General features: G+C 64.2%; 13 protein-coding genes. 7 read left to right on the plus strand and 6 right to left on the minus strand.

All coding sequences use genetic code 11. The features are described from left to right. Positions 1–191 precede the first annotated feature (191 nt). The 5 genes from hisF to ACZ5B4_RS13200 all read left to right on the plus strand — a co-directional run bounded on the left by hisF (position 192) and on the right by ACZ5B4_RS13200 (position 5763). Positions 192–959, plus strand: a complete 768-nt coding sequence (gene hisF, locus ACZ5B4_RS13180) for an imidazole glycerol phosphate synthase subunit HisF (protein ID WP_464911695.1) — start codon at positions 192–194, stop codon at positions 957–959. A 209-nt stretch (positions 960–1168) separates the two neighbouring features. Beyond that, on the plus strand, positions 1169–2317 hold the full coding sequence (locus tag ACZ5B4_RS13185; RefSeq protein ID WP_464911696.1) for a type IV pilus twitching motility protein PilT: 1149 nt from the start codon (positions 1169–1171) through the stop codon (positions 2315–2317). An 11-nt stretch (positions 2318–2328) separates the two neighbouring features. Then, positions 2329–4092, plus strand: a complete 1764-nt coding sequence (locus tag ACZ5B4_RS13190) for an ATPase, T2SS/T4P/T4SS family (protein ID WP_464911697.1) — start codon at positions 2329–2331, stop codon at positions 4090–4092. A gap of 60 nt (positions 4093–4152) precedes the next feature. After that, the gene (locus ACZ5B4_RS13195; RefSeq protein WP_464911698.1) at positions 4153–4794 is read left to right on the plus strand and encodes a hypothetical protein; all 642 of its coding nucleotides are present in this window, start codon (positions 4153–4155) and stop codon (positions 4792–4794) included. A 138-nt stretch (positions 4795–4932) separates the two neighbouring features. Next, positions 4933–5763 (plus strand): DUF4190 domain-containing protein, encoded by an 831-nt coding sequence (locus ACZ5B4_RS13200; protein ID WP_464911699.1) that lies wholly within the window; start codon positions 4933–4935, stop codon positions 5761–5763. A 102-nt stretch (positions 5764–5865) separates the two neighbouring features. On the opposite strand, the gene ACZ5B4_RS13205 is transcribed toward ACZ5B4_RS13200, so the two are convergent. From ACZ5B4_RS13205 to galK, 3 genes are all read right to left on the minus strand, one after another. After that, positions 5866–6834, minus strand: a complete 969-nt coding sequence (locus ACZ5B4_RS13205; protein WP_464911700.1) for a UDP-glucuronic acid decarboxylase family protein — start codon at positions 6832–6834, stop codon at positions 5866–5868. Between the two features lie 115 nt (positions 6835–6949). After that, the gene (locus tag ACZ5B4_RS13210; protein ID WP_464911701.1) at positions 6950–9685 is read right to left on the minus strand and encodes an ATP-binding response regulator; all 2736 of its coding nucleotides are present in this window, start codon (positions 9683–9685) and stop codon (positions 6950–6952) included. 564 nt (positions 9686–10249) lie between these two features. Beyond that, positions 10250–11407 carry a galactokinase gene (gene galK / locus ACZ5B4_RS13215; RefSeq protein WP_464911702.1) on the minus strand — a complete coding sequence of 386 codons (1158 nt, stop codon included), beginning with the start codon at positions 11405–11407 and terminating at the stop codon, positions 10250–10252. A 387-nt stretch (positions 11408–11794) separates the two neighbouring features. Between galK and ACZ5B4_RS13220 the strand changes: the two genes are divergently transcribed. Next, positions 11795–13021 carry an HD domain-containing phosphohydrolase gene (locus ACZ5B4_RS13220; RefSeq protein WP_464911703.1) on the plus strand — a complete coding sequence of 409 codons (1227 nt, stop codon included), beginning with the start codon at positions 11795–11797 and terminating at the stop codon, positions 13019–13021. A gap of 383 nt (positions 13022–13404) precedes the next feature. Beyond that, positions 13405–14418: a sugar phosphate isomerase/epimerase family protein gene (locus ACZ5B4_RS13225; protein ID WP_464911704.1), complete on the plus strand. Its 1014-nt coding sequence runs from the start codon at positions 13405–13407 to the stop codon at positions 14416–14418. A gap of 133 nt (positions 14419–14551) precedes the next feature. Here ACZ5B4_RS13225 and ACZ5B4_RS13230 read toward each other — a convergent pair whose 3' ends face one another. The 3 genes from ACZ5B4_RS13230 to ACZ5B4_RS13240 form a co-directional block, all read right to left on the minus strand. Continuing rightward, positions 14552–15313, minus strand: a complete 762-nt coding sequence (locus tag ACZ5B4_RS13230; RefSeq protein ID WP_464911705.1) for a tetratricopeptide repeat protein — start codon at positions 15311–15313, stop codon at positions 14552–14554. 304 nt (positions 15314–15617) lie between these two features. After that, complete coding sequence (locus tag ACZ5B4_RS13235; protein ID WP_464911706.1) at positions 15618–16895, minus strand: hypothetical protein; 1278 nt, start codon at positions 16893–16895, stop codon at positions 15618–15620. A 316-nt stretch (positions 16896–17211) separates the two neighbouring features. Continuing rightward, the gene (locus ACZ5B4_RS13240; protein ID WP_464911707.1) at positions 17212–19926 is read right to left on the minus strand and encodes a hypothetical protein; all 2715 of its coding nucleotides are present in this window, start codon (positions 19924–19926) and stop codon (positions 17212–17214) included. Between the last annotated feature and the right edge of the window lie 510 nt (positions 19927–20436).

The raw sequence follows: 20436 nt of genomic DNA on the forward strand, positions 1-20436 counted from the left end.
TTCCGGCCGGTTGACCCATCCCGACCGGCGACTTAAAGTGAATGCTAGAGAGAGATTCCGGAACGACCGCCGTTCTTGGTTTTCCTTCACAACGGTGCCGTGCCTTTCCTCCCGGCATTCCGCAGCGCGGCCAGGCAGCCGCAGGGCTTCGCGGGTTGGAAGATCGCTTCTTCTCATTGTAAACGACGCTCATGCTGGCGAAGCGCATCATTCCTTGTTTGGACGTGGAACGCGGCCGCGTGGTCAAAGGCACGAATTTCCTCAACCTGCAAGACGCCGGCGACCCCGTGGAAATAGCGCGGCGGTACGAGGCGGAAGGCGCCGACGAGCTGGTATTCTTGGATATCACGGCCAGCCATGAGGGCCGCGACATCATCCTCGACGTGGTACGCCGCACGGCCGACGTCGTGTTCATGCCCTTGACCGTGGGCGGCGGTATTCGCTCGCTGGAGGATATCCGGAACCTGCTTCAGGCCGGGTGCGACAAGGTCTCGATCAATTCGGCCGCCTGCCGCAACCCCGAATTCGTCTCGCAGGCCGCCCGACGTTTCGGCAGCCAATGCATCGTCGTCAACATCGACCCCAAACGGGTGATCCGGGAAGGCAAGGAGTTTTGGGAGGTCCATATCAACGGCGGACGCATCGGCACGGGCTTGGAGGCCGTCGCTTGGGCACGCGAGGTCGAGCGGTTGGGAGCCGGCGAGATCGTGCTCACCTCCATGGATGCCGACGGCACGCGCGACGGCTACGACCTGGAAATCACGCGCGCCGTCCGGGAAGCGGTCACGATTCCGGTCGTGGCCAGCGGCGGGGCGGGCTGCCCGGAACATATGGCCGACGCCATCCTCCTCGCCGGAGCCGATGCCGTCCTGGCGGCGGGGATCTTCCATTTCGGCGTTTACTCCATCCGCGAAACCAAGCAATACCTGGCCTCGCGAGGAATACCGGTGCGACTATGACCGCCACGCCATCGAGCGCGCCGCCCCGCAGCGCCGGCGGTGACCGCCGCGGCCTCGCGACGCAGGGCGGCACCCGCTTGAAACCCCACGCCCCGGCAGGGGAAGATATAGGTTCCGCCGTCACGGCGGCGCCTCGGCCGCGACGCCGAGACTCCCGAATGCGGCGCCTTTTCGCAAAATGACGACACGGATCCTCCGAGTTCGCGCCCATGACCATACCCATCGAAGAAGACAAGAGGCGATTCGGCAAGCGACCCTCGAACCTCGAGATCGACAAGCTCTTTCGCGCGCTGGTGAAACTGCAAGGGAGCGACCTGCACCTCAAGGTGGGGCGGCCCCCGGTCGTCCGCGTGGCGGGCACGTTGCGACCTCTGAACCGCGAGCCGATCGACGAGGACGAGATGGTGCGGCTCATCTTCCCCATGCTGGATGAGCGACTGCGCCGCATTCTGGACGAAGACGGCGGCTGCGACTTCGCCTACGTCGTGCAGATCGACGATATCCGCTGGCGATTCCGCGTCAACGTCCTTCAGCAGATGGGATACCTCGGCCTGGTGGCGCGCAGGATCAACAATTACATCCCCGACTTCGAAAAACTCTTCCTGCCCCCGATTCTCGAGGATCTCTGCAAGTTCCACCAAGGGATGATCCTGCTGGCGGGCGTCACCGGTTCCGGTAAGAGCACGACCATCGCCTCCATGCTCAATTGGATCAACCGCAATTATCGCAAGCACATCCTCACGCTCGAGGATCCCATCGAATTCACCTTCACGGAAGACAAGTGCCTGATCAATCAGCGGGAAATCGGCATCGACGTGAAGGACTTCATGATCGGCATGAAACACGCCGTCCGCGAAGACCCGGACGTGATGTTGGTGGGCGAAATGCGCGACCGGGAGACGTTCGAGACGGCGATCCAGGCGGCGGAGACGGGCCACTTGGTGTTCGGGACCATTCACGCCTCCACCGCCCCCAGTACGCTAGGGCGCATCTTGGACCTGTTCCCCAGCGAAATGCACAGCGCCATCCGCAGCGCCATCGCCTTCAACATGAAGGCCATCATCGCCCAAAAACTCCTCCCGTCCATCAAGGAGGGCGTCCAGCGCGTACCCACCTGCGAAATCATGATCTTCAACCCCACCGTACGCAAGCTGATCTTGGAGGGGCAGGATCACAAGTTACCGGACGCCATTCGCCTGGGTTATCAGGAGGGCATGCAGGACTTCACGCTCAGCCTGAAGCAACTGGTGGAGCGACGGCTGATCGACCGGGCGACGGCCTTCGAGGTCGCGCCCAATCCGGAAGCCCTGAGCATGGCCCTCAAAGGAATCGAAGTCAAAGAGCCGGGAATCCTTTAATGCAGCCTTGGATGTTTCCTTCACGCAAGGTTTCGCGGCGGGCATGTTCGCTCGCAGCGGCCGCAGCGGCGGTCGCCGGGCATGCCGTCCCCGCCTTCGCACAGACGATCGCGTCGACGACCTTACCCCTGGCCCAATCCGGCTGGTCCGGACCGGGTTACTATTTCAGCCTGCTGAAGTTGACCGTCTTCATCGCCCTCTATCTGGTGTGGGTCAAGATCGGCGATTGGGTCAACCAGGACGTGCAGCGGCTGCACCTCAACGCCAAACTTTGGAACCCCTTGGTGTTCTTCGTCTTCGCGGTCTTTTTCGGCATCGGGTTCGTCGTGCCGATCTTTCCCGTGGGGATATTTCTGGCGACCCTGGCGGTCTTCGTGCCGTTCATCGTGTACGTGGTCCATCGCAACGGCAAGGTCGATCGCGAGGATCGCGTCTTTACGCCCTTGCACATCCGCAAGGTGATCGGTCGTTTGTCGGGGAAGAAGGTCGTGGAGCTGGGGCCGGACGATCGCCCGCCCCCCATCCGCTTCCAGGCCCTGGGGCCGAACGAGCAGGTCCGCAACCTGCGCATGATCCCGGCGCGGCAGCACCCGGGCTATCAGGCCGCCCGCGAGCTGGTGGCGGGGGCCGTGGAGCATCGGGCGGAAGGGGCGGTCTTCGATATTCAGGCCGCCGGCGCCACCTGCCAGTATGAGATCGACGGCGTATGGATCAGCCGCCCGCCCTTGCAGCTCCCGCAAATCCTGCCCGCCGTGGAAGCCCTCAAAATCCTCTGCGGCCTCAATCCGCAGGATCACGTCAATCGCCAGGAAGGACGTTTCGAATTTCAATACGCCGGCGTCCCCCTTGCCGCCACGTTCCTTTCCCAAGGGATTTCGGGCGGAGAAAAAGTCGTCCTTCGCTTCCAAGAGAAGCAGACGCGATTCCGCAAACTCGAAGACCTGGGCATGCGGCCCAAGCTCATGGAGCAGCTCGCCAAGTTGCTCAACGAGCACCGCGGGATGATGATCTTCTCGGCACCGCCGGCCCACGGACTGCGGACCACCGTCACCTGCGCCTTGACTTCCGCCGACCGCTTTTCCCGGGAGTGGATCGCGATCCAAGAAGAGAGCGCCGTCTATCAGCCCGTGGAAAACGTCCACGTGCATACCTACAAGGCCGCCGAACGCGCCTTGCTGCCGGATATGCTGGACAAGTGGTTCCATTTGGAACCGAACGTGGTGGTCTTCCGCGATATCCCGGACGGGGAAGTCTTGGAGCTGACCGCTCGGGAAGTGGAAAACGATCGCCTGATCATCACCACGGTTCGGGCCAAAGACTGCTGCGACGCGCTGCTTCGCCTGGCGGCCTTGCAACCGCGTTCGCCGTCCTATCCCAAGGCGGTGTTGGGCGTGCTGAACCAGCGGGTTTTGCGGCGATTGTGCGACGCTTGCAAGCAGCCCTACGCCCCGCCGCCGGAATTGCTGCAACGATTGGGCATCCCGCCGGGACGCGTGCAGGCCTTGTACCGCCCCGGCGCACCGACGCAAGAGCGGCCGGAGCCGTGCCCCCAGTGCCAAGGAATGGGTTATCTGGGACGCGCCGCTTTCTACGAACTCTTGGTCGTCAACGATACGATCCGCAAGATTTTGGCCGGCAAACCGGACTACGCCACGCTCCGCAAGGCCGCCAAGGCCGCCGGCATGGTCAGCCTGCAAGAGGAGGGCGTCCTTTTGGTCGCCCAAGGAATCACGTCGCTGGAGGAGCTTCAGCGGATCCTACAACAGAAGTCCTAGTGCCGCATCCCGAAGGAAAAACGTTTCAGCCGATCCTCGGCCCGATCAGAGGCGTTCGTCATGATCCTACTGCTCATCAACCTCGCCGTCCTCGCCGCATTCATCGCCTTCGCCCTGCGGGACGGTGCTTGGGGCACGTTCATCCGCGCATGGAACCTCCTCTTCGCCGGACTGCTGGCGACCAATTTCTTCGAGCCGGCGGCACGGTTCCTGGAAGGCACGATCGGTTCGGAGTTGACGTACTTCTACGATTTCTTGGCCTTTTGGGGGACGTTCGCGGTCTTCATGGTGATTCTGCACTCCCTGACCGCCGTGATCTCGCGCGTTTCGGTTAAATTCAATATCTACGTGGACCGGACATTCACGGTGTTGGGCGCACTCTCGTGCGCCGGCACCTTCAACGCCCTTTTGCTGTTCTCGCTGCACTTCGCCCCCTTGGGGCCGACTCCCTTCGGCACGCCCTTGGTCGGCGACAGCGGTGTGCCCCTCGGTCTGCGATGGGGCGTTGTCGCGAACATGATGTCGACCGGTGCCTTATCGCGGAGCGTGTCGGCCGAGGAGGCGGCCGCCTACGGGGCCGAGGTCGCCGCCTTCCCGGGCAAGAACAAGATCTTCGAGGTCTATCAGAAGCGGCAAGAGGCCTTGAAAAGCCAGGTCGAGAGCGGCGGCGGATACAAGGCCTCGGGGGCTGAAGCACGGTAGCCTTCCCCGGCAAGCCTGTCACGAACCGTTCCTGCATCCCTTGCGTAGGGTTTGCAGCTAGGCCCCGGACGGCGACCGGTCGGCCGCGGGGCGTCCGGCATCCGATCGGCAAAGCGTTGCAGCCTGTGAGGCCGCCGTATGAGCGCAACCCGTCACTCCGAGACAACGTTTACCTCGGGCGAGACCGCCGAATACCGCCCTTTGAGCGGTGCGGCCGTAGCCGCCCTGATAGCGGGCCTGCTATCGGTTTTGGCCTTCTTCTCACCGTTCCTGTGGTTCATTCCGGCCCTGGCCGTCATCTTGGGCGTTTGGGCCGAGTTGTCCATCCGCCGGCAGGACCCGCCGCGCTTGGGGCGGACGGCGGCGCGGATCGGGGGCGCCCTGGGCTTGTTTCTGTTCGCCGCCGCGCCGGCCCAGTGGTTTACCCATCGCGCGCTGGTCGACGCCGAAGCCCGGCAGTTCGGGCAAACCTGGCTGGAACTGGTACGGTCCGGCGACTTGCTCCGCGCCCATCAGCTCAGCATGTCCGCGCCCTTGCGGCAGCCGATGGATGACCGTTTGCCGGAGAAGTACGCGGTGGGACAGCCCGCCCGACGCGATCTGGAGGCCTTTTTGGGGCGGCAAGAGACCCAGGCCCTGACGGCCTTGGGAAAGCGCGGCGACGGTCGCATCCGCTTCTTCGACACGGAAAAGATCTATCGCGAAAACAACAGCGACGTGGTCGTGCAAAGCTACGCCGTCACCTATCACGACGATCAAGGAAAGGAAAAGACCTTCTTCATCGTCATGGCCATGACGCGATTGCCGATCCCCGATGCCGGTGCCTCCGACTGGTACGTGACGTACGTCCGCTCCGACGTGGCGCCCGCTGCGTTGGAGGACCGCAAGGGCGTCTGGGAGGAGGCGCAACGTCAGGCCCGCATGAACCGCGACGACGAAGGCCCGGAGCCTTCGCCGGACGCCGGTTGAAATCTCGCCTCCGCCCCGCGTCTCGAACGCAATCCACCGCGTCCGCTGCCGCCGGAACATCGTGGTGCGACAACCCCGCCGATGTCGCCAAGCCCGCCGTTTTCAATACCGCGGGGTGGGTGGACGGTAATGGCTGATGTCGATCGACCGGAACCAGGCGATGGTCCGCTTCAGTCCCTCTCGCAGCGGCATGGTCGGCTGCCACTGGAGCTTACTCTTGGCCAGCGTGATGTCCGGCCGGCGCCGCGTGGGATCATCCGGCGGCAAGGGTTTGAAGATCAACCGCGAGCGAGAGCCGGTCAGCTCCAGCACCAAATCCGCCAATTCCCGGATCGTGAACTCCTCGGGGTTGCCCAGATTGACCGGCCCGGTGAAGTCCTCCGCGACGTTCATCATTCGGATCATCCCCTCCACCATGTCATCGCGGTAGCAGAAGGATCGCGTTTGCGAGCCGTCGCCGTAGATCGTGATGTCCTCGCCCGCCAGCGCCTGGCGAATGAAGTTCGAGACGACGCGGCCGTCGTAGGGGTGCATGCGGGGGCCGTAGGTGTTGAAAATGCGGACGATGCGGACGGGCACGCCGTTCATGCGGTGGTAATCCATGAAGAGGGCTTCCGCCGCCCGTTTCCCCTCATCGTAGCAGGCCCGCGGCCCGATCGGATTGACCGCCCCGCGATAGGACTCGGGCTGGGGGTGGACCTCGGGATCGCCGTAGACCTCGCTGGTGGACGCCTGCAAGATCTTGGCGCGGCACCGCTTGGCCATGCCCAGCACGTTGATGGATCCCATCAGCGACGTCTTCATGGTCTTGATGGGGTTGTACTGATAATGGCCCGGCGCGGCGGGGCAGGCCAGATTGTAGATTTCGTCCACTTCCAACCAGATCGGCAGCGTGATGTCGTGGCGGATCAGCTCGAAGTTGTGCCGATCCAAGAGGTGCATCACGTTGGCCTTTTGGCTGGTGAAGAAATTGTCCAGACAGATCACGTCGTGGCCCATCTCGACCAGCCGCTCGCAAAGGTGGGAGCCGAGAAAACCGGCTCCCCCGGTGACTAGAATTCGCTTCAACATTCCAACCTCGTGAATTGCATGTCGGCTCGATGCGTGCCCGGGATTGCCCCGCCGCAAGACCGTCATTCTCGCAGCCCGAACCCCGCGCGGGGAGGTCCGCCCGGGCCGAAAACGTCTACACCCCGACCGGGCGGTCGGCCTCCCGCGGCAGTCGGCGACGGATCTCGCGCCACAGTTCGGCCGAGGTGACCGGCTTCACCAAGCAGCCCGTGTGGCCCGCATCGACGAACCCGCGGAGCAATTCCGGATCGTTATGCGCCGTCAAGGCGATGATCGGCAGCTTGCAGCCGGCTTGCCGCAGGGTGCGCACCGCCGTGGGACCGTCCATCTCGGGCATTTCCACGTCCATCAGTACGAGATCGAAGGCAGACTCGGCTTGCGCGTCGCCCCGGGCGGCGGAGAGCACGGCGTCCACGGCCAGGCGCCCGTTCTCCACCGTCGTCACCGAGGCTCCGCCGCGTTCCAAGAGCCGCCGGATCAGCCGTTGGTTCTCCAAGGAGTCCTCGGCCAACAACACGCGGACCGGCCCGGAGGTCTCGCCGAGAGGAGCGAGGCCGCCTTCCACTTTCGCCGCCGGCTCGGCGTCGTCAGGTCGGCCGTCGGTCTCGGCGCCGGATGCTTCCGCCTTCGCGATCTCGCCCGCCACTTGAACGTGGAAGACGGTTCCCTGCCCGGGCTTGCTTTCCGCCCAGACGTCGCCGCCCAAGAGACGCCCCAGGCGACGGCAGATCACCAGTCCCAGACCCGTGCCGCCGTACTTGCGGGAGGTGTCCGCCTCGGCCTGAGCAAACGGCTGGAACAGACGACCGAGCTGCTCTTCGCTCATGCCGACGCCGGTGTCGCGGACTCGCACGCAGAGCTTCGGCGCGTGGTTGCCGTCCGCGGCGAAGTCCGCCTCGATCCGCACAAACCCTTGTCGTGTGAACTTGATGGCGTTATCGGTCAGATTGGCGATGATTTGTCGCAACCGGAGCGGGTCGGTAAGAATGCGTTCCGGCACGTTCGGCGCGACCTCGCTTTCCAGGCGAATTCCCTTGTCCCGCGCTCGAATGCCGAACATCGAAACCACCTGTGCGATCACCTCCCGCGGGGACACCGGCCGGATATCCAACCGTACCTGGCCCGCCTCCAATTTGGAGAAGTCGAGGATGTCGTTGACGACTTGCAGCAGATGCTCGCCGTTGTTCAGGATGGCGTCCACCGCTTCGTAATGCGCGGCGGAATCGCCGCTCTCCCCATGACGGCCGCTGCAACCGCCCTGCGAGCGGTCAGGTGCGTCCCGGTCGGCCGCTTTTCTCGCACACCCTTCCCGCAACAACCTGGCGTAACCGACGATCAATGAGAGCGGGGAGCGGATTTCGTGCCACATGCCGGCCACGAAGGCGATGCGTTCGCGGGAGGCTCGCTCGACAGCCTCCGAGTACGCCCGCAGTCGCGCGTTGGCCTCTTGCAGCGATTGCGCGGTCGCTTCCAGCTCCCGCCGCGCGGCGTTCTGCTGGGTGACGTTGTGAAAGGCCGTCAGGCATCGCCGGCGACCGCGGATTTGCACCGCCGCCAGCGAGCCTTCGATTTCATACAGAGTCTCCCCTGCCGTCCACCGCCACTCGGCGCACTCGGGTAGGCGCCAACTCACAACGCGGCCGACTTGCCGACGGAGGGCGTCCGCATCCAAGGACACCAGCTCATCCAATCGCCGCCCCGCGGCCTGCCTTGCATCGGCGCGGAGCAAGCGGGCGCCGGCGGCATTGATTTCGTAGATCCGCAAGTGCTCGTCCAACACCATCAGTCCTTCCAAAGCTGACTGGAAAAGGACGTGATACTGCTGACGTGACTCGGCCAGGGTTTGGGCGAGGATGCGTTGAGCACGTCTCACGGCGGAGCTGAGCCGCGTGCCGATGAGCGTCACGCCCACGGCGGCCGACGTGGCCAGCCCCCCGACCGCCCAAATGATGCCCGGATCGATCCCGGCCCAATCTTCTCCGATATCGTTGGGAGCGACCAGGGCAAGCCAAAGAGGGCTTTCGTCCCACTGCACCGGCCTGCAAAGCACGCGGTCGCTCGGCGAAGACGACGGCCGGCCGATCGTTCCGGCCGAATCACTCCCCGTAAAGCTCTTGCTTATCGCCCCGCTCGATTCGCCGCGAAAGGACGGTGCATTCCCGGTCTGCGCGATGCACGGACCGGTTCCGGGGTACCCCCAAAACAAAGCCACATCACCGGATCCGGTCACCGTTGAGCGGATGCGCTTCAAAAGCTCGTCGGCATCTATTTCCAGCACGATGTAGCCCCACGGACGAGGTGAGACGAATCGCTCCGTATGATAGCCGGCATCCGTGTCGTCGCCGGAATCCGAAGAGCGAGCCTCGACGGCACCGTTGCCAGCCCTGGAAATGGCTTGCGCCGCCGTCTTATCGTAGACGGGCATCCCCATCCGCAACCGCATCGAGTTCCCGGGTTCGCCGGCCTGTTCCCCCGACTGGGAAAGGTAGAGCGACGGATGCCAAGCAAGTTGATTGCGGCCGGAAAGCTCCATCCCGCTTGCGGCTTGTGACGACGGCAGACACTGGATGCTCTTCAGGCCGGGCCGTTTGGGAACGGCGTTGATTCGCAGAAACGTCGCCCATTCCTCAGCATCCACGTTTTCGCCGGCCGCATATAGGAGGCATGCGTTCTTCGCGATGCCGGCCAGTGAATCCAGTTGCCGGCGAAAGGCGGCGGCCGCCGCCGAGGAATAACGGTCCTCCGCTTCCTGACGATGAAGCGATCGCTTCAGTCCTTCCGTACGACTGACCGCAAGAGTCGTCCAAAGACCGAGAAGAACAATGGCCGTCCCGGGAATAAACGGAAGCAAGCGAGAAAGGATTCGTCGCCGGCCCGCACGATCCGGCCGCGGCTCCTCCATGCACGTTGTACACATCGGGGTGTCACACATTCTTCAAGAAGGTCGTACTCGATGCCCTTCCCAGGCAAACTCCCATGCCGGTCAGCCGAACCGATCGGCGCGAAAAAGGAATATGCGAGCCGGCTACCGGGCGGAACGCTCAGCCGCCTGGAATCGTGGAAATACCCCTGCCCTCGTGACGCCGGATCAGCCCGCGCCGACGAATACGTGCGTCCAATGGCACCACGCTGTCAAAAGAAATTTAGGACAAGTACATCAGCATTAACTGATTGTTGTCCATGATAAGAGAATTTCGCTCGGGGGTCCCGTGCCGCCCAGGCAGTACAGCCCACACAACCGAACCTCCCCGTACGCCGCTTGGGCGGGTCCGCGGCAAGTGCGGAGGGCGGCGATGGCGGCAAACCAAGGGAAAGCGTCTAAAGATAACGCCGACGTCTCTACCGGCGGCCGAGGTAGATTCTTCTCATCGGCCTTTTCACCGACGGCTTGACGCGGCGACACGAGGCTTCCCTGTCAGCCCGAGGCAGCGCTTGCGACCACATCCGCCCCCGCCGTGGCGCCTGTAATGTACACGGCGGGCTGATTGCCCGTCCGCCGGTGGTATTCCGTGCCGACCTTTTCGGCGAAGTCGGCCGCCGCACCGGCCTCCACCAGGGCCACCGCGCAGCCGCCGAAACCGGCGCCGGTCATGCGGGCGCCGTAACAACCGGGTTGCTCCAAGGCGATCTCGACCATCGCGTTCAAAGCCTCGCTGGAAACCTCATAGTCGTCGCGGAGGCTCTCATGGCCGGCGATCATCAAGCGTCCCAATGTCTCGGCGTCGCCCTTTTGCATGGCATCCGCAGCCTGCACGGTCCGCACGTTTTCGGTGACCACGTGCCGTACGCGACGAAAAGTCACCGCGTCCAGCTCGCCGGCCCGCGCGGCCAAGTCCTCCACGCTCAGATCGCGGAGGGCCTTCAGTCCGAATCGAGCGGCGGTCGATTCGCAGGCCTGGCGCCGCTCGTTGTAGGCCGAGTCCGCCAACCCCCGCCGCGTGCCCGTGTCCAAAATCACGACCTTCACCCCTTGCGGCAGAGGCACGGGCCGGCACTCCAACGTGCGGCAGTCGATCAGCAGGGCGTGGCCTTCCTTGCCGTCGGCCGAGATCAATTGGTCCATGATGCCGCACTGCACGCCCACCCAGCGGTTCTCGGCTCGCTGGGCGACGAGGGCCATTTTGACGGGGTCCCACGGGAGGTCGGAGACTGCGGCGAAGGCCCGGGCGACGGCCACCTCCATCGCGGCGGAGGACGAAAGTCCCGCCCCGATCGGTACGTCGCCCAGCAGCACGCCCTCCCAACCGCGCAGGAAAAAGCCTTCCTCTGCCAGCGACCAGGCCGTGCCTTGGACGTACTCGATCGGCTCGTTCCCCGTGCGTCGCAACGCATCGAGGTGGAATTCCCGCCGGCGCGATTCCGCCGCGATGTAGACACGAACCCAGCGGTCCGCGCGGCGTCTCAACCCCACCCAAACGGCGCGTTCGATGGCCATGGGCAGGACGAAACCCTCGTTGTAGTCGGTGTGCTCGCCGATAAGATTGACCCGGCCGGGCGCGCGCACCACCCAGTCCAAGTCCCCCCCCATTTGCTCCGAAAACAACCGTTTCACCGTCGCGGCGTCGATGCTCATATGCGGCCTTTGCCCCGCTTCGGGGCCGAAAACAATTCCGTATTCACAGCCATTGGCAAGGAATTGTTCATCGTGCTGATCCCATGCCGGAAGGTCAAGAAGGGGGGCAAGCGCCGACCGCGCCGATCCTGTCGATCTTGCCGATAAAGCGGATAGAGACGAGCCGCTCGGGGATCCGAGCCGATTCGGCGACCCCGCCGGCGAGTGATTCCCTCCAGCCACGGCCGCCGCCGGGAACGCAACCTATAGTTTGAGTGGATATTCGGGTGGGAACGGGCATGAAGCCTTGTCGGGAAACAACCGGGAATCGGCTCTCGGGCTAAGAACCACGGCGCCCCAAGGAACCAAAAGCCGTGCTTCCTTGGAACCCCTGGACGAGATTGAGCCATGCCTAAACGCTCGATCATGGTGGTGGACGATTGCGAGGTCAATCGCGATATCTTAGTGGAGCTATTGCAAGACGACTTCGAAGTCACCGCCTTTGTCAGCGGCGAGGAGTGCCTTCAGCATCTCGTCGCGGTCGCTCCCGACATCATTCTGCTGGACATCATGATGCCGGGTATCGACGGCTACGAAACCTGCCGGCGTATCAAGCAAAGCCCGATCGGCGAGTTTACGCAAGTGGTGCTGATCAGCGGCAAAGGCTCCGCCTCAGAGCGTCTGGCGGGCTACGAGGCCGGCGCCGATGACTACATCGTCAAACCGTTCGCGCCCGATGAGCTGCTCGCCAAACTCCGCGTGCTGTTTCGCCTCCGCGACATGATGGAAAAACTGTGGCAATCTAATGCCCGCATTCAAGAATTCAACGAAAAACTGGAAAGGCTCGTGGCGGAGCGGACGCAGGAGGTCTTAAGCACCCGGGACTGCACGATCACGGCCTTGGCTCGATTGGCCGATTCCCGCGACCCCGAGACCGGCGACCACATCGCGCGGATGCGGCATTACTCGCGGATCTTGGCCGCCGAAATCGCAGCCATGAACCCTCAGGCCGGACTCGGCTCCCAGTTCGCCGATGAAATCTATCGCGCGGCCCCCTTGCATGACATCGGCAAGGTCGGCATCCCGGACTCCATTCTCCTCAAGCCGGGCAAGCTGACGGAGCAAGAGTTCGAAGTCATGAAACGCCACACGCTGATCGGATACGAAACGCTCTTGAATGCGGCAGGCAAGAAGTTGCAGACAAGCTTCTTAAGTACGGCGGCGGAAATCGCCCGGCACCATCACGAGCGCTGGGACGGCCGGGGCTATCCCGACGGATTGAAGGGAAATGCCATCCCCTTATCCGCCCGGATCGTGGCCGTGGCCGACGTCTTCGATGCCTTGACCTCGAAGCGGGTTTACAAAGACGCAATCCCACCCGATCAGGCGGCTTCCTTCATCTTGCGTGAGGCGGGCCGCCAATTCGATCCTACCGTCGTGGAGGCCTTCCGCCGCCGCTGGAACGAATTGCTGGACGTCTATCACCGATATCACTTCGGCGAAACCGCGCGGAGCGACGGCCCCGGGCTGCCCACCACCGAGCCGATCCGGCCGAGCCTTGTCCCCGCCCTCCCGGCCCAGGATCCGGAAGTCTCGCTCCAATCCATTTCCATTACGAGCGACTGCTCGACTTGAGCGGCGGCTGATGGAACGGAGGCCGAACGCAGTCGTCATGCCCGACGCATGAGCGTCTTGCACCACGCACCGGCGCGAGCCGCCGGCGTGAGCTAGCGGTGAACCGCTGCCCGCCGGCGCAATGTTCACGCAGCGCTTCCACCGCCGGCTTACACCCGCGGCTCGAGTTGTGTCGCGCGCTTCCACCGCCGGCCCCACCACGCTCGTCGCCCGCGGGGGTTGCCGTGGCCGGCGGAAACCTTCAGAATAGCCTTTCCAGGTACCACCCAAGGGCAATCCGCCGCGCGGCTCGGGACCTCGACGCCCGGCCGCCCGTGACCGATCCGGGAGGGTGCCGCCGGTTGTTTTCGATCCCGCGTTTGTTTGAACAAGAGGTCCCCGCCATGCCAACGGAACCCCGAGTTATCTTGTCGGGCTTCGCCGACGAAGCCGCGGTCAACAAGACGGCGCTGGAGCAGTTCGTGGCCTTCGCGGCCTTGGGCTTGCAATACTACAGCATCCGTTTCATCGACTTGGGCGGCGGCGTCAAGAACGTCATGAAGCTCTCGCCCGAGGAATTGAGCACCGTCAAGAGGCTCCAGGCCGACTTCGGGCTGCGCGTGTCCTCTGTAGGATCACCCATCGGAAAAATCAAGCTCCGCGACGAAGAAGACGGCACGAAGAACGTTTACATCCCCTTCGATCGTTATCTCGCCGAAGACGTGGCCCGGGCGTGCGAGCTGGCCGAATTCCTCGAAACCAAGCTGATCCGCGGTTTCTCCTTCTATCACCCCAAGGGGACGGACCCGGAACCGCACGTCAACGAAGTCGTCGATCGACTGGGCCGGATCGCCGATCGCTGCGCCCGATCGGGCCTGATCTTCGGCCTGGAGGTGGAGGCGAATCTGGTGGGTCAAAACGGGCATATCTTGGCGGAGATTCATCGTCGCCTGGCGCATCCGAACTTGGTCCTGGTCTTCGACGGCGCGAACCTGGTCGTGCAAGGATACACCCCGGGCGAGATCTACGAACAATACTTGGCGATGAAGCCCGGCCTGGGGTGGCTGCACATCAAGGACTATCGCCGACCTCCGCGCGAAGCCAAGGGCGGACACGTGGACGAGGACATGCTCAAGAACTTCGTGCCGGCGCATTTGGGAGACAGCGGGCACGAGGTCATCCTCCGCGATTTCGCCCAGTGCTTGCCGGAACTGGAATCGCGACTGGCCGAACGTGGGGTGCCGGGTGTGTTCCTGGACCTGGAACCCCACGTCAAAGGCGGCGGACAATTCGGCGGCTTCAGCGGCCCCGACGGCATGGGCGTCGCCCTCCGCGGACTGTGCCGGGTGCTGGACTACGTGGGAATCCGCTATCACCTGCGGGACTTCGAGGACGTCCGCGCGGCGCGGGGCTTCTGACGCCGGCCCGTTGATCGCACCCCTTCGCCGGTCTCCCGCGCGAGAAGCCAAAAGGCCGGATCGGGTACCACCGATCCGGCCTTCGTTGTTTTGGGAACCCTTCATCGCCCGAGCGGCGCCGAGCGAGCGACGATCACGTGGCGAACGGATTGTCGTCCGCGGCCGGTGGAGTCGGTGCCGGAGGATCGGCCGGGGGGGCCTCGGGAGCCGGGGGAGCGACCGGCGGCTCACTCGGTTGCATCTCGTCCGCCGGGGCGGCGGGCTGAGCGGGTTCCGCGGAGAACGGGTCCGCGGCCGCGGGCGCCGCAGGCGCAGCCGGTTCCGGAGCTGCTGCCGGGGCGGGAGGCGCGCTCGGGGCGGCCTCGGGCGCCGGCATCGCAGGGGCGGCAGGGGCCCCAGGGGCCGTCGTGCAGTCCTGCGGCAAACCCACCGCCGGGGCCGATTGATCGAGCACCCGGGCTTCCTCGCGCCTCAGTTCCTCATAACGCGCCCGGCGAACCTTCTCCGCCTCGATCCTGGCTTGCAACCGAGCGTCGTCGCGATACTCCTCGATTATCATTCGGTTGCGTCCTTGAATCCGCTCCAAGGCCTTGCTCACCGAGAATACCTTCGTCGTGTCCCGCATCTCCAACTCGGCGCCCTGCCGGAAATCGTCATGGGCCTCCTCCTCGCGTCCCAGGTTCAGATAGGTCAAGCCGCGGAAATAGTAGCAGCGGGGATCGTCGCTCCCATTCTCGATGGCCTTATTGAGGTACTCGAAAGCACCGGCGTAGTCCCTGGCGAAGTAGCGATGGACGCCCTTGCCGTAGAAATGGGCCAAAATGTCGTCCTGGGCCGGCGAGGCGGAACACAGAACCAGCCCTCCTGCAATCACCAGCAACAGTTTCCGCAACATGGAGTCGACTCCTAAAGGCCTGACGGAGCAAATCGGAGGATGAAACCCAACGAGACTTCCATGTCGCGCCGGCCGCGCTATACCGCAAAGCCCAACCGCCGGATCGAGCGGCATCCCTCCGCCGCTCGCTTGGGAATTTCCGGGTACGGATGAGACCTAATCACCCAGCCGACAAAAACGGGATTACCATACCGGTCATAATAGTTGCACAGGATGGGGATTTCAAGCAAAGGCCACGATATCTCTAAACCGGGGTGTTTGGAAGGATAAACCAAGGCGGAGCGATTGGGAAGCTCCCCCCGGGTTAGTTGCGCCGCAACAGGAATCCGCCGCCCGGCGGAAAATCCAGCCGCACGCTTTCGCGTCCCGCTTCCGTCCAGGTGCGCGCGTCCGAATCGAATGTTTCCCAGACGCCCGCGCCGTAAACCTCGGCCGTCCGCGCCGCGCGGTAATCGAGATTCACCACGACGGCATGAGTGGGGCGGTCCGCTGCCGGTCCGAAAAGCCCGAGCAGCCAGCCCTCGCCTTCCTCCGCGTTACCTTGGCTCGGCCCGGCAGCTCTTATCCGCACGGGGGAATCGTCGGGCAAGGGAATGCCGCCCCACGGCACCTTCCCGACGTGGTACACCGCCGACGATTGCAACGGTTGAAGCTGCTCGGCCGCGGCCTCGAACCGGCGATTCAAGTCTTGGGCGGCGTGATACAGCGGCGTAGGCGTGCCGTCCGGCTCCGCCATTCCGCCCACGTGATTCGGCCAGCAGTACACGTAGTACGAGATCCCCTGCGCCCCGTACGCCAGGCTGGTGTAGACCAGGTACCGCAGCTCATCGCCGTTGGGTACCCGCATCGACGGCGTCCAACTGCACGCCTGCACGATGTTCAGGAACGGAACCCCGGCCTGGAGCGCCGTCTCCCGGATCATCGCCAAATTGAGGAAGTATTGATCGCCGTCTCCGTTCGCGCGGAACTGGTAGTGGTCGTAGCTCACCAGGTCCGGTTTGACGAGCTCCATGTAAAGCCGCAGGTGTTCCCGATACGCCGTCACCACGTCGCCTTCCGTTCCCAATTGCGCATTGTCGGCGTAGGTGGGAAACAGATTGATGTAAGCCAAGTGGGCCGGGTCGCGCTCTCGCAGATAGGCGACCAATTTGCCCAGACCGGGAAAATCCTCCGCGCTCGGTTCATCGCGAAGAAAATAGCTGTACAGCGCGGGGTGGTTCTTGACGCGATCGACGAGGGCGTCCAATTGCTCGCGGCGTTGGGGATCGTCCAACGATTCCGGATTCAGCAGCGGATGCTGCAATTGGGCCCGCAAACCGTGCCGGGCGGCCACGTCCAAATCCTCTTCACCGGCCCAAACCACGTTCCAGCCGCCCTCCGCCAATTGTCGCGCCACGGCATCCGTGAGTCGAGGGCCGGCCCAGTAGGTGACGATGGGCTTGCCGATGGTCCACCGCGCGGCACGCTCGTCCGCCGAACTCCGTCCCGCGCCGACAAGCAGCATACAGGCGATCGCGATGGCGACGGCCCGCCTTCCGGCAAACATCGGGGCGGTCGCGCTCCGTCTCGGTGCCTTGTCCATGGTACGGCCTCCCGTTAGGGTATCGCTCGAACTCGACTTCACCGTTGGAAGCGAACGAGTATGGGATACCGTCGCGGCGGCCCGTTGTCAATCGGCGCGCCGCACGGGAGCCTGTTTCCCGGCACGGGCGAGAGGAAAGGCGAGAGGGATCGCGTCCCGCCGATGTCGGACGAAGAGGGCGTGCCGCCGGGCGCGGTCTCGCGGAGGGCCGCCTGGGGTCGTGGCCGCATCCACGGCGCAATGGATCAACCGGCGGAGACGACGCAGCGCGTCCCGTCCGGCGATACTCGGGCCGTGGGGAGGCAACGCCTGTGGATCAAAAGCCCGACCCGGACCCCGCCGACGCGACGGCGTTCGCGCGCCGCGGCCCGATGGCGACGCCGAGCCACCCGTTTTCCAACTCCAACTGGGAAATGGTGAGGTCGGCCAGGCTGGGATGTTCCTTGAGGAAGCCTGCCGAAATCCGCCACGGCCGAGATTTCGAGAAGGTCTTGCTGAAGACCCCGCGGAGGGCGATTTGCGACCGCATGTCCATGGGACCGATCAGTTGCACCACACCGTCGCGGACGAACTGGATCTGATCGTCGGCGACTTCGGGTCGGTAATGGGCGCGGACTTCGAAGTTCTCCCAGCGATTGGGCGATGCGGACAACTCGGCCACCGAAAGCACGACGGTCAACCGACCTTCGCGAAACTCCACGCGGGCCGCATTGCGGGAGGCGAAGGTGATCGCGGCATCGGCTCGGGCGTTCTCTCCTTCTTCCTCATCCGGCTGCGGAAGCCGCAAACGCTCCCGTAGTTTGGCCTCCAAGTCCGGCAGGGCGAAGGTCCGCCCTTCCAAGCGGAACTGGGCCAAGAAGTTGTTGACCGCCGATTCATGCACCTGGCAGCTTGCCAGACTGTCCGAGGCGGCCCACGGACGCAAGGTGTGGCCGCCCGGTTGCCAAGCGTCGCCCAATCGCCAGCGCAGGACCAAGCGGTCGGTCGTGGTCTGAGCGCCGATCCAGGTCGGCCCGAGGGAGAACTCCGACAGCCGAGCTAGGACGTCCGTCTCCAACTTGCGATTCATCTCGGCGAAGCGGCTTTCGCTTTCCCGCTCGATCTCCGCCAAGGCCTGCGACGCCAGCTTCCATTTCACTTCCGCGTTCATCGCCAAGCGGCGCTCGGCGAGTTGATCGCGGGCCACCTCCTGCGCCAAGAACCCCAAGACCGGAATCGGGTCCAAGCTGGTGGAGACCTGCCGCAATTCCACCCGATTCCGTACGTCGATTTCGGCGGGCCGCGTGACGATTCCCCGCGGCGACACTTCGATCTCCTTGCGGGCGTCATAGACGGCGAATCCATCGTTGTAGAACGTCGCCGGCCCGGCCTGCGACCACGTCTCGGAGGTCACGCGCCCTTGGACGATCAAGGCCAGTCGGGCACGCCGCGGATCGGGCAGCAAACGGAAATACGCCGTGGTGTCGGCCTGGCTGGTACCGTAGACCGGCCGGCCGAGGATGGTATCCGAGACGGGGCGCGACTCCGGCGAGCGGGCCGGCATCACGCGATTCAGCAGATCGGCGGTCACCACCACGCGCACATTCGCATTCCGATACAAGATCTGCAAGCACCGCGCCATCGCCTGGGCGGCCTCGTCCGCGGAAGGCTCCAAGCGATAGTACCGGGCCATGACGGCCTCCGCGTCGGCGGGACTGCCGCTTTGCTCGTACCGCTCCACCGTTCGCAAGAGGTCGCCCGCCGTTACCGCCGTTTCCCGCCAAAATGCCAATTCTTTCAAGTAAGCGGTAAGGGCCGGCTGATCGAGAAAGCGTCGCTGATCCGGGGCCAGGTCCCGCGTCGTGACGTCCCGCAGCACGGCCGTCGCGATTGCGCGACACTTCTCTTCCGCCAGCACCGATCGCTTGGTCACCACTTCCTGAATCGCCGCGATGCGGAGGAACTCCTTCCAAGGGCCTGCTTGCGGATCGCGCAAATACCCGTCCACGGCCGCGGTACGCTCGGCCAGACGCGTCCAATCCGCCTCGCTCAAGCCGGCCATGGGCCGGTTCAGCCCTCCCATCGCCGCCGTCAACTTCCACATATTCATGCGACGAATCAAGGCGTAACGGACCTGACGGAAGGCTGCCGCCTCGGCCCCTTCAGCCAAATCGGCCTGAAGCCCGGCCGCGTCGTCCAATCGCATTTGCAATCGCGTCAGGACGGCCTCGGCCTCCGCAAGGTCATCATCCTCGAAGGCCCTGCCCAAGGTCTCCAGGTCGTCGCGGACTTTCAGCGCCCAATTACCCGCGGCCGCATGATGTGCAAAGCGCTCCAATTGATCGTAGAGGGCTTGCGGCGGCGTCCATCGGGAGGGCGATTTGACTTCGCGGGCGAGCCGGGAATCTCCGACCGGCGGTGAGGGGGCCGGCTCGGCGCCCGCGGTGGCCCGATCTTGCATCGGCGCCGCGTCGCCGGGAGCCAGAAGCCGCAAGCCGCCGGCTTCCTCCGGCACGGCGTCGGATTCGGACGCGACGTTCAGGGCGTCCTCCGGGCCCATTTGCGGTCCGACGGCCCAGGGTGATTCGGCGACCGGCTCGGTCGGCATCGCATCGGTGTCGGCAACCGCGTTTCCCACGGCGCTGTGCGGCACGGACAGGACCAGGCCGTCGTCTCGCGCCACAGCGTCCTCCGCCGCGGCCGCAGGCGAGGAGGGGTCGGAAAGCGACCGCTCGCCGAGGAGCGTCGTCTCTCGGATCGCCTCCTCCGACGGAGACTGGACTCGCGGCCGGCTGTCGCTGCTTGCCACCTTCGTCACGGCGGCAGAATCGGTAAACGGAATTGGGGGAGACGGCGGAACAGGCGCCGCCACGTCCACCAGGTCCTGCCTTGCATAGCTGCTCCCCGCCCTCGCCACGTCGCTTCGCAGGTGGGGCGGATCGGGACGCTCCACCTTTCTCCAGGCTCGGGGGGCCGTCGCACTCAGCGCGAAAAGAATGACGAGAACCACCAGGAACGGCCAGGTCGGCTCGTGTCGTTCCGATGAGGTCATGCTCGTTCCCTTCCGTAGGAGGCGTAGCCGCGGGGCAAGAGGCCCCGAACGGGTCTCGGGCCTCGCTAGATGCGGCTGTCTATTTCGGCAGCGAATCGCGGACGCTCCCCGAAAATACGCCCGAAGATTCGGATTACTAGTGAGAATCGGCCGGTTTCGGCGGAAGCACAAGCTCAAACTATCCAGGCAACACGAACACTCCGTCAATTACAAATAACCCAAATTAACAAACGAGCGAGAAGCCTTGGAAAGTTGCGGCAGAAATGGTCCGAAGGCACGCGACGCTGAAGCGCGCTCCACAATCCCTTGTGGTGGGCCACACCCGTTCGTGCGTTTCCATACCCACTTACCGAAGGGATCCGTCTGAGCGGACGCGAATGGTCCCCGGAAAACTCTGGAACGCGCCGGGCGGACACCCGCGTTTCGATAACATCGGAAAAATCCGCTTGTCCGCTCTAGCGCAGAAGTGGCCGAATCTCGTTCAACAGACAGCGTACCCGTCGAAAAGCG

This window comes from Thermogutta hypogea, from assembly GCF_055386265.1.

Bases quoted from the DNA above. Each gene is read 5' to 3' on its own strand.
- hisF (WP_464911695.1), top strand. From the start codon at position 192: ATGCTGGCGAAGCGCATCATTCCTTGTTTGGACGTGGAACGCGGCCGC.
- ACZ5B4_RS13185 (WP_464911696.1), top strand. From the start codon at position 1,169: ATGACCATACCCATCGAAGAAGACAAGAGGCGATTCGGCAAGCGACCC.
- ACZ5B4_RS13190 (WP_464911697.1), top strand. From the start codon at position 2,329: ATGTTTCCTTCACGCAAGGTTTCGCGGCGGGCATGTTCGCTCGCAGCG.
- ACZ5B4_RS13195 (WP_464911698.1), top strand. From the start codon at position 4,153: ATGATCCTACTGCTCATCAACCTCGCCGTCCTCGCCGCATTCATCGCC.
- ACZ5B4_RS13200 (WP_464911699.1), top strand. From the start codon at position 4,933: ATGAGCGCAACCCGTCACTCCGAGACAACGTTTACCTCGGGCGAGACC.
- ACZ5B4_RS13205 (WP_464911700.1), bottom strand. From the start codon at position 6,834: ATGTTGAAGCGAATTCTAGTCACCGGGGGAGCCGGTTTTCTCGGCTCC.
- galK (WP_464911702.1), bottom strand. From the start codon at position 11,407: ATGAGCATCGACGCCGCGACGGTGAAACGGTTGTTTTCGGAGCAAATG.
- ACZ5B4_RS13220 (WP_464911703.1), top strand. From the start codon at position 11,795: ATGCCTAAACGCTCGATCATGGTGGTGGACGATTGCGAGGTCAATCGC.
- ACZ5B4_RS13225 (WP_464911704.1), top strand. From the start codon at position 13,405: ATGCCAACGGAACCCCGAGTTATCTTGTCGGGCTTCGCCGACGAAGCC.
- ACZ5B4_RS13230 (WP_464911705.1), bottom strand. From the start codon at position 15,313: ATGTTGCGGAAACTGTTGCTGGTGATTGCAGGAGGGCTGGTTCTGTGT.
- ACZ5B4_RS13235 (WP_464911706.1), bottom strand. From the start codon at position 16,895: ATGGACAAGGCACCGAGACGGAGCGCGACCGCCCCGATGTTTGCCGGA.
- ACZ5B4_RS13240 (WP_464911707.1), bottom strand. From the start codon at position 19,926: ATGACCTCATCGGAACGACACGAGCCGACCTGGCCGTTCCTGGTGGTT.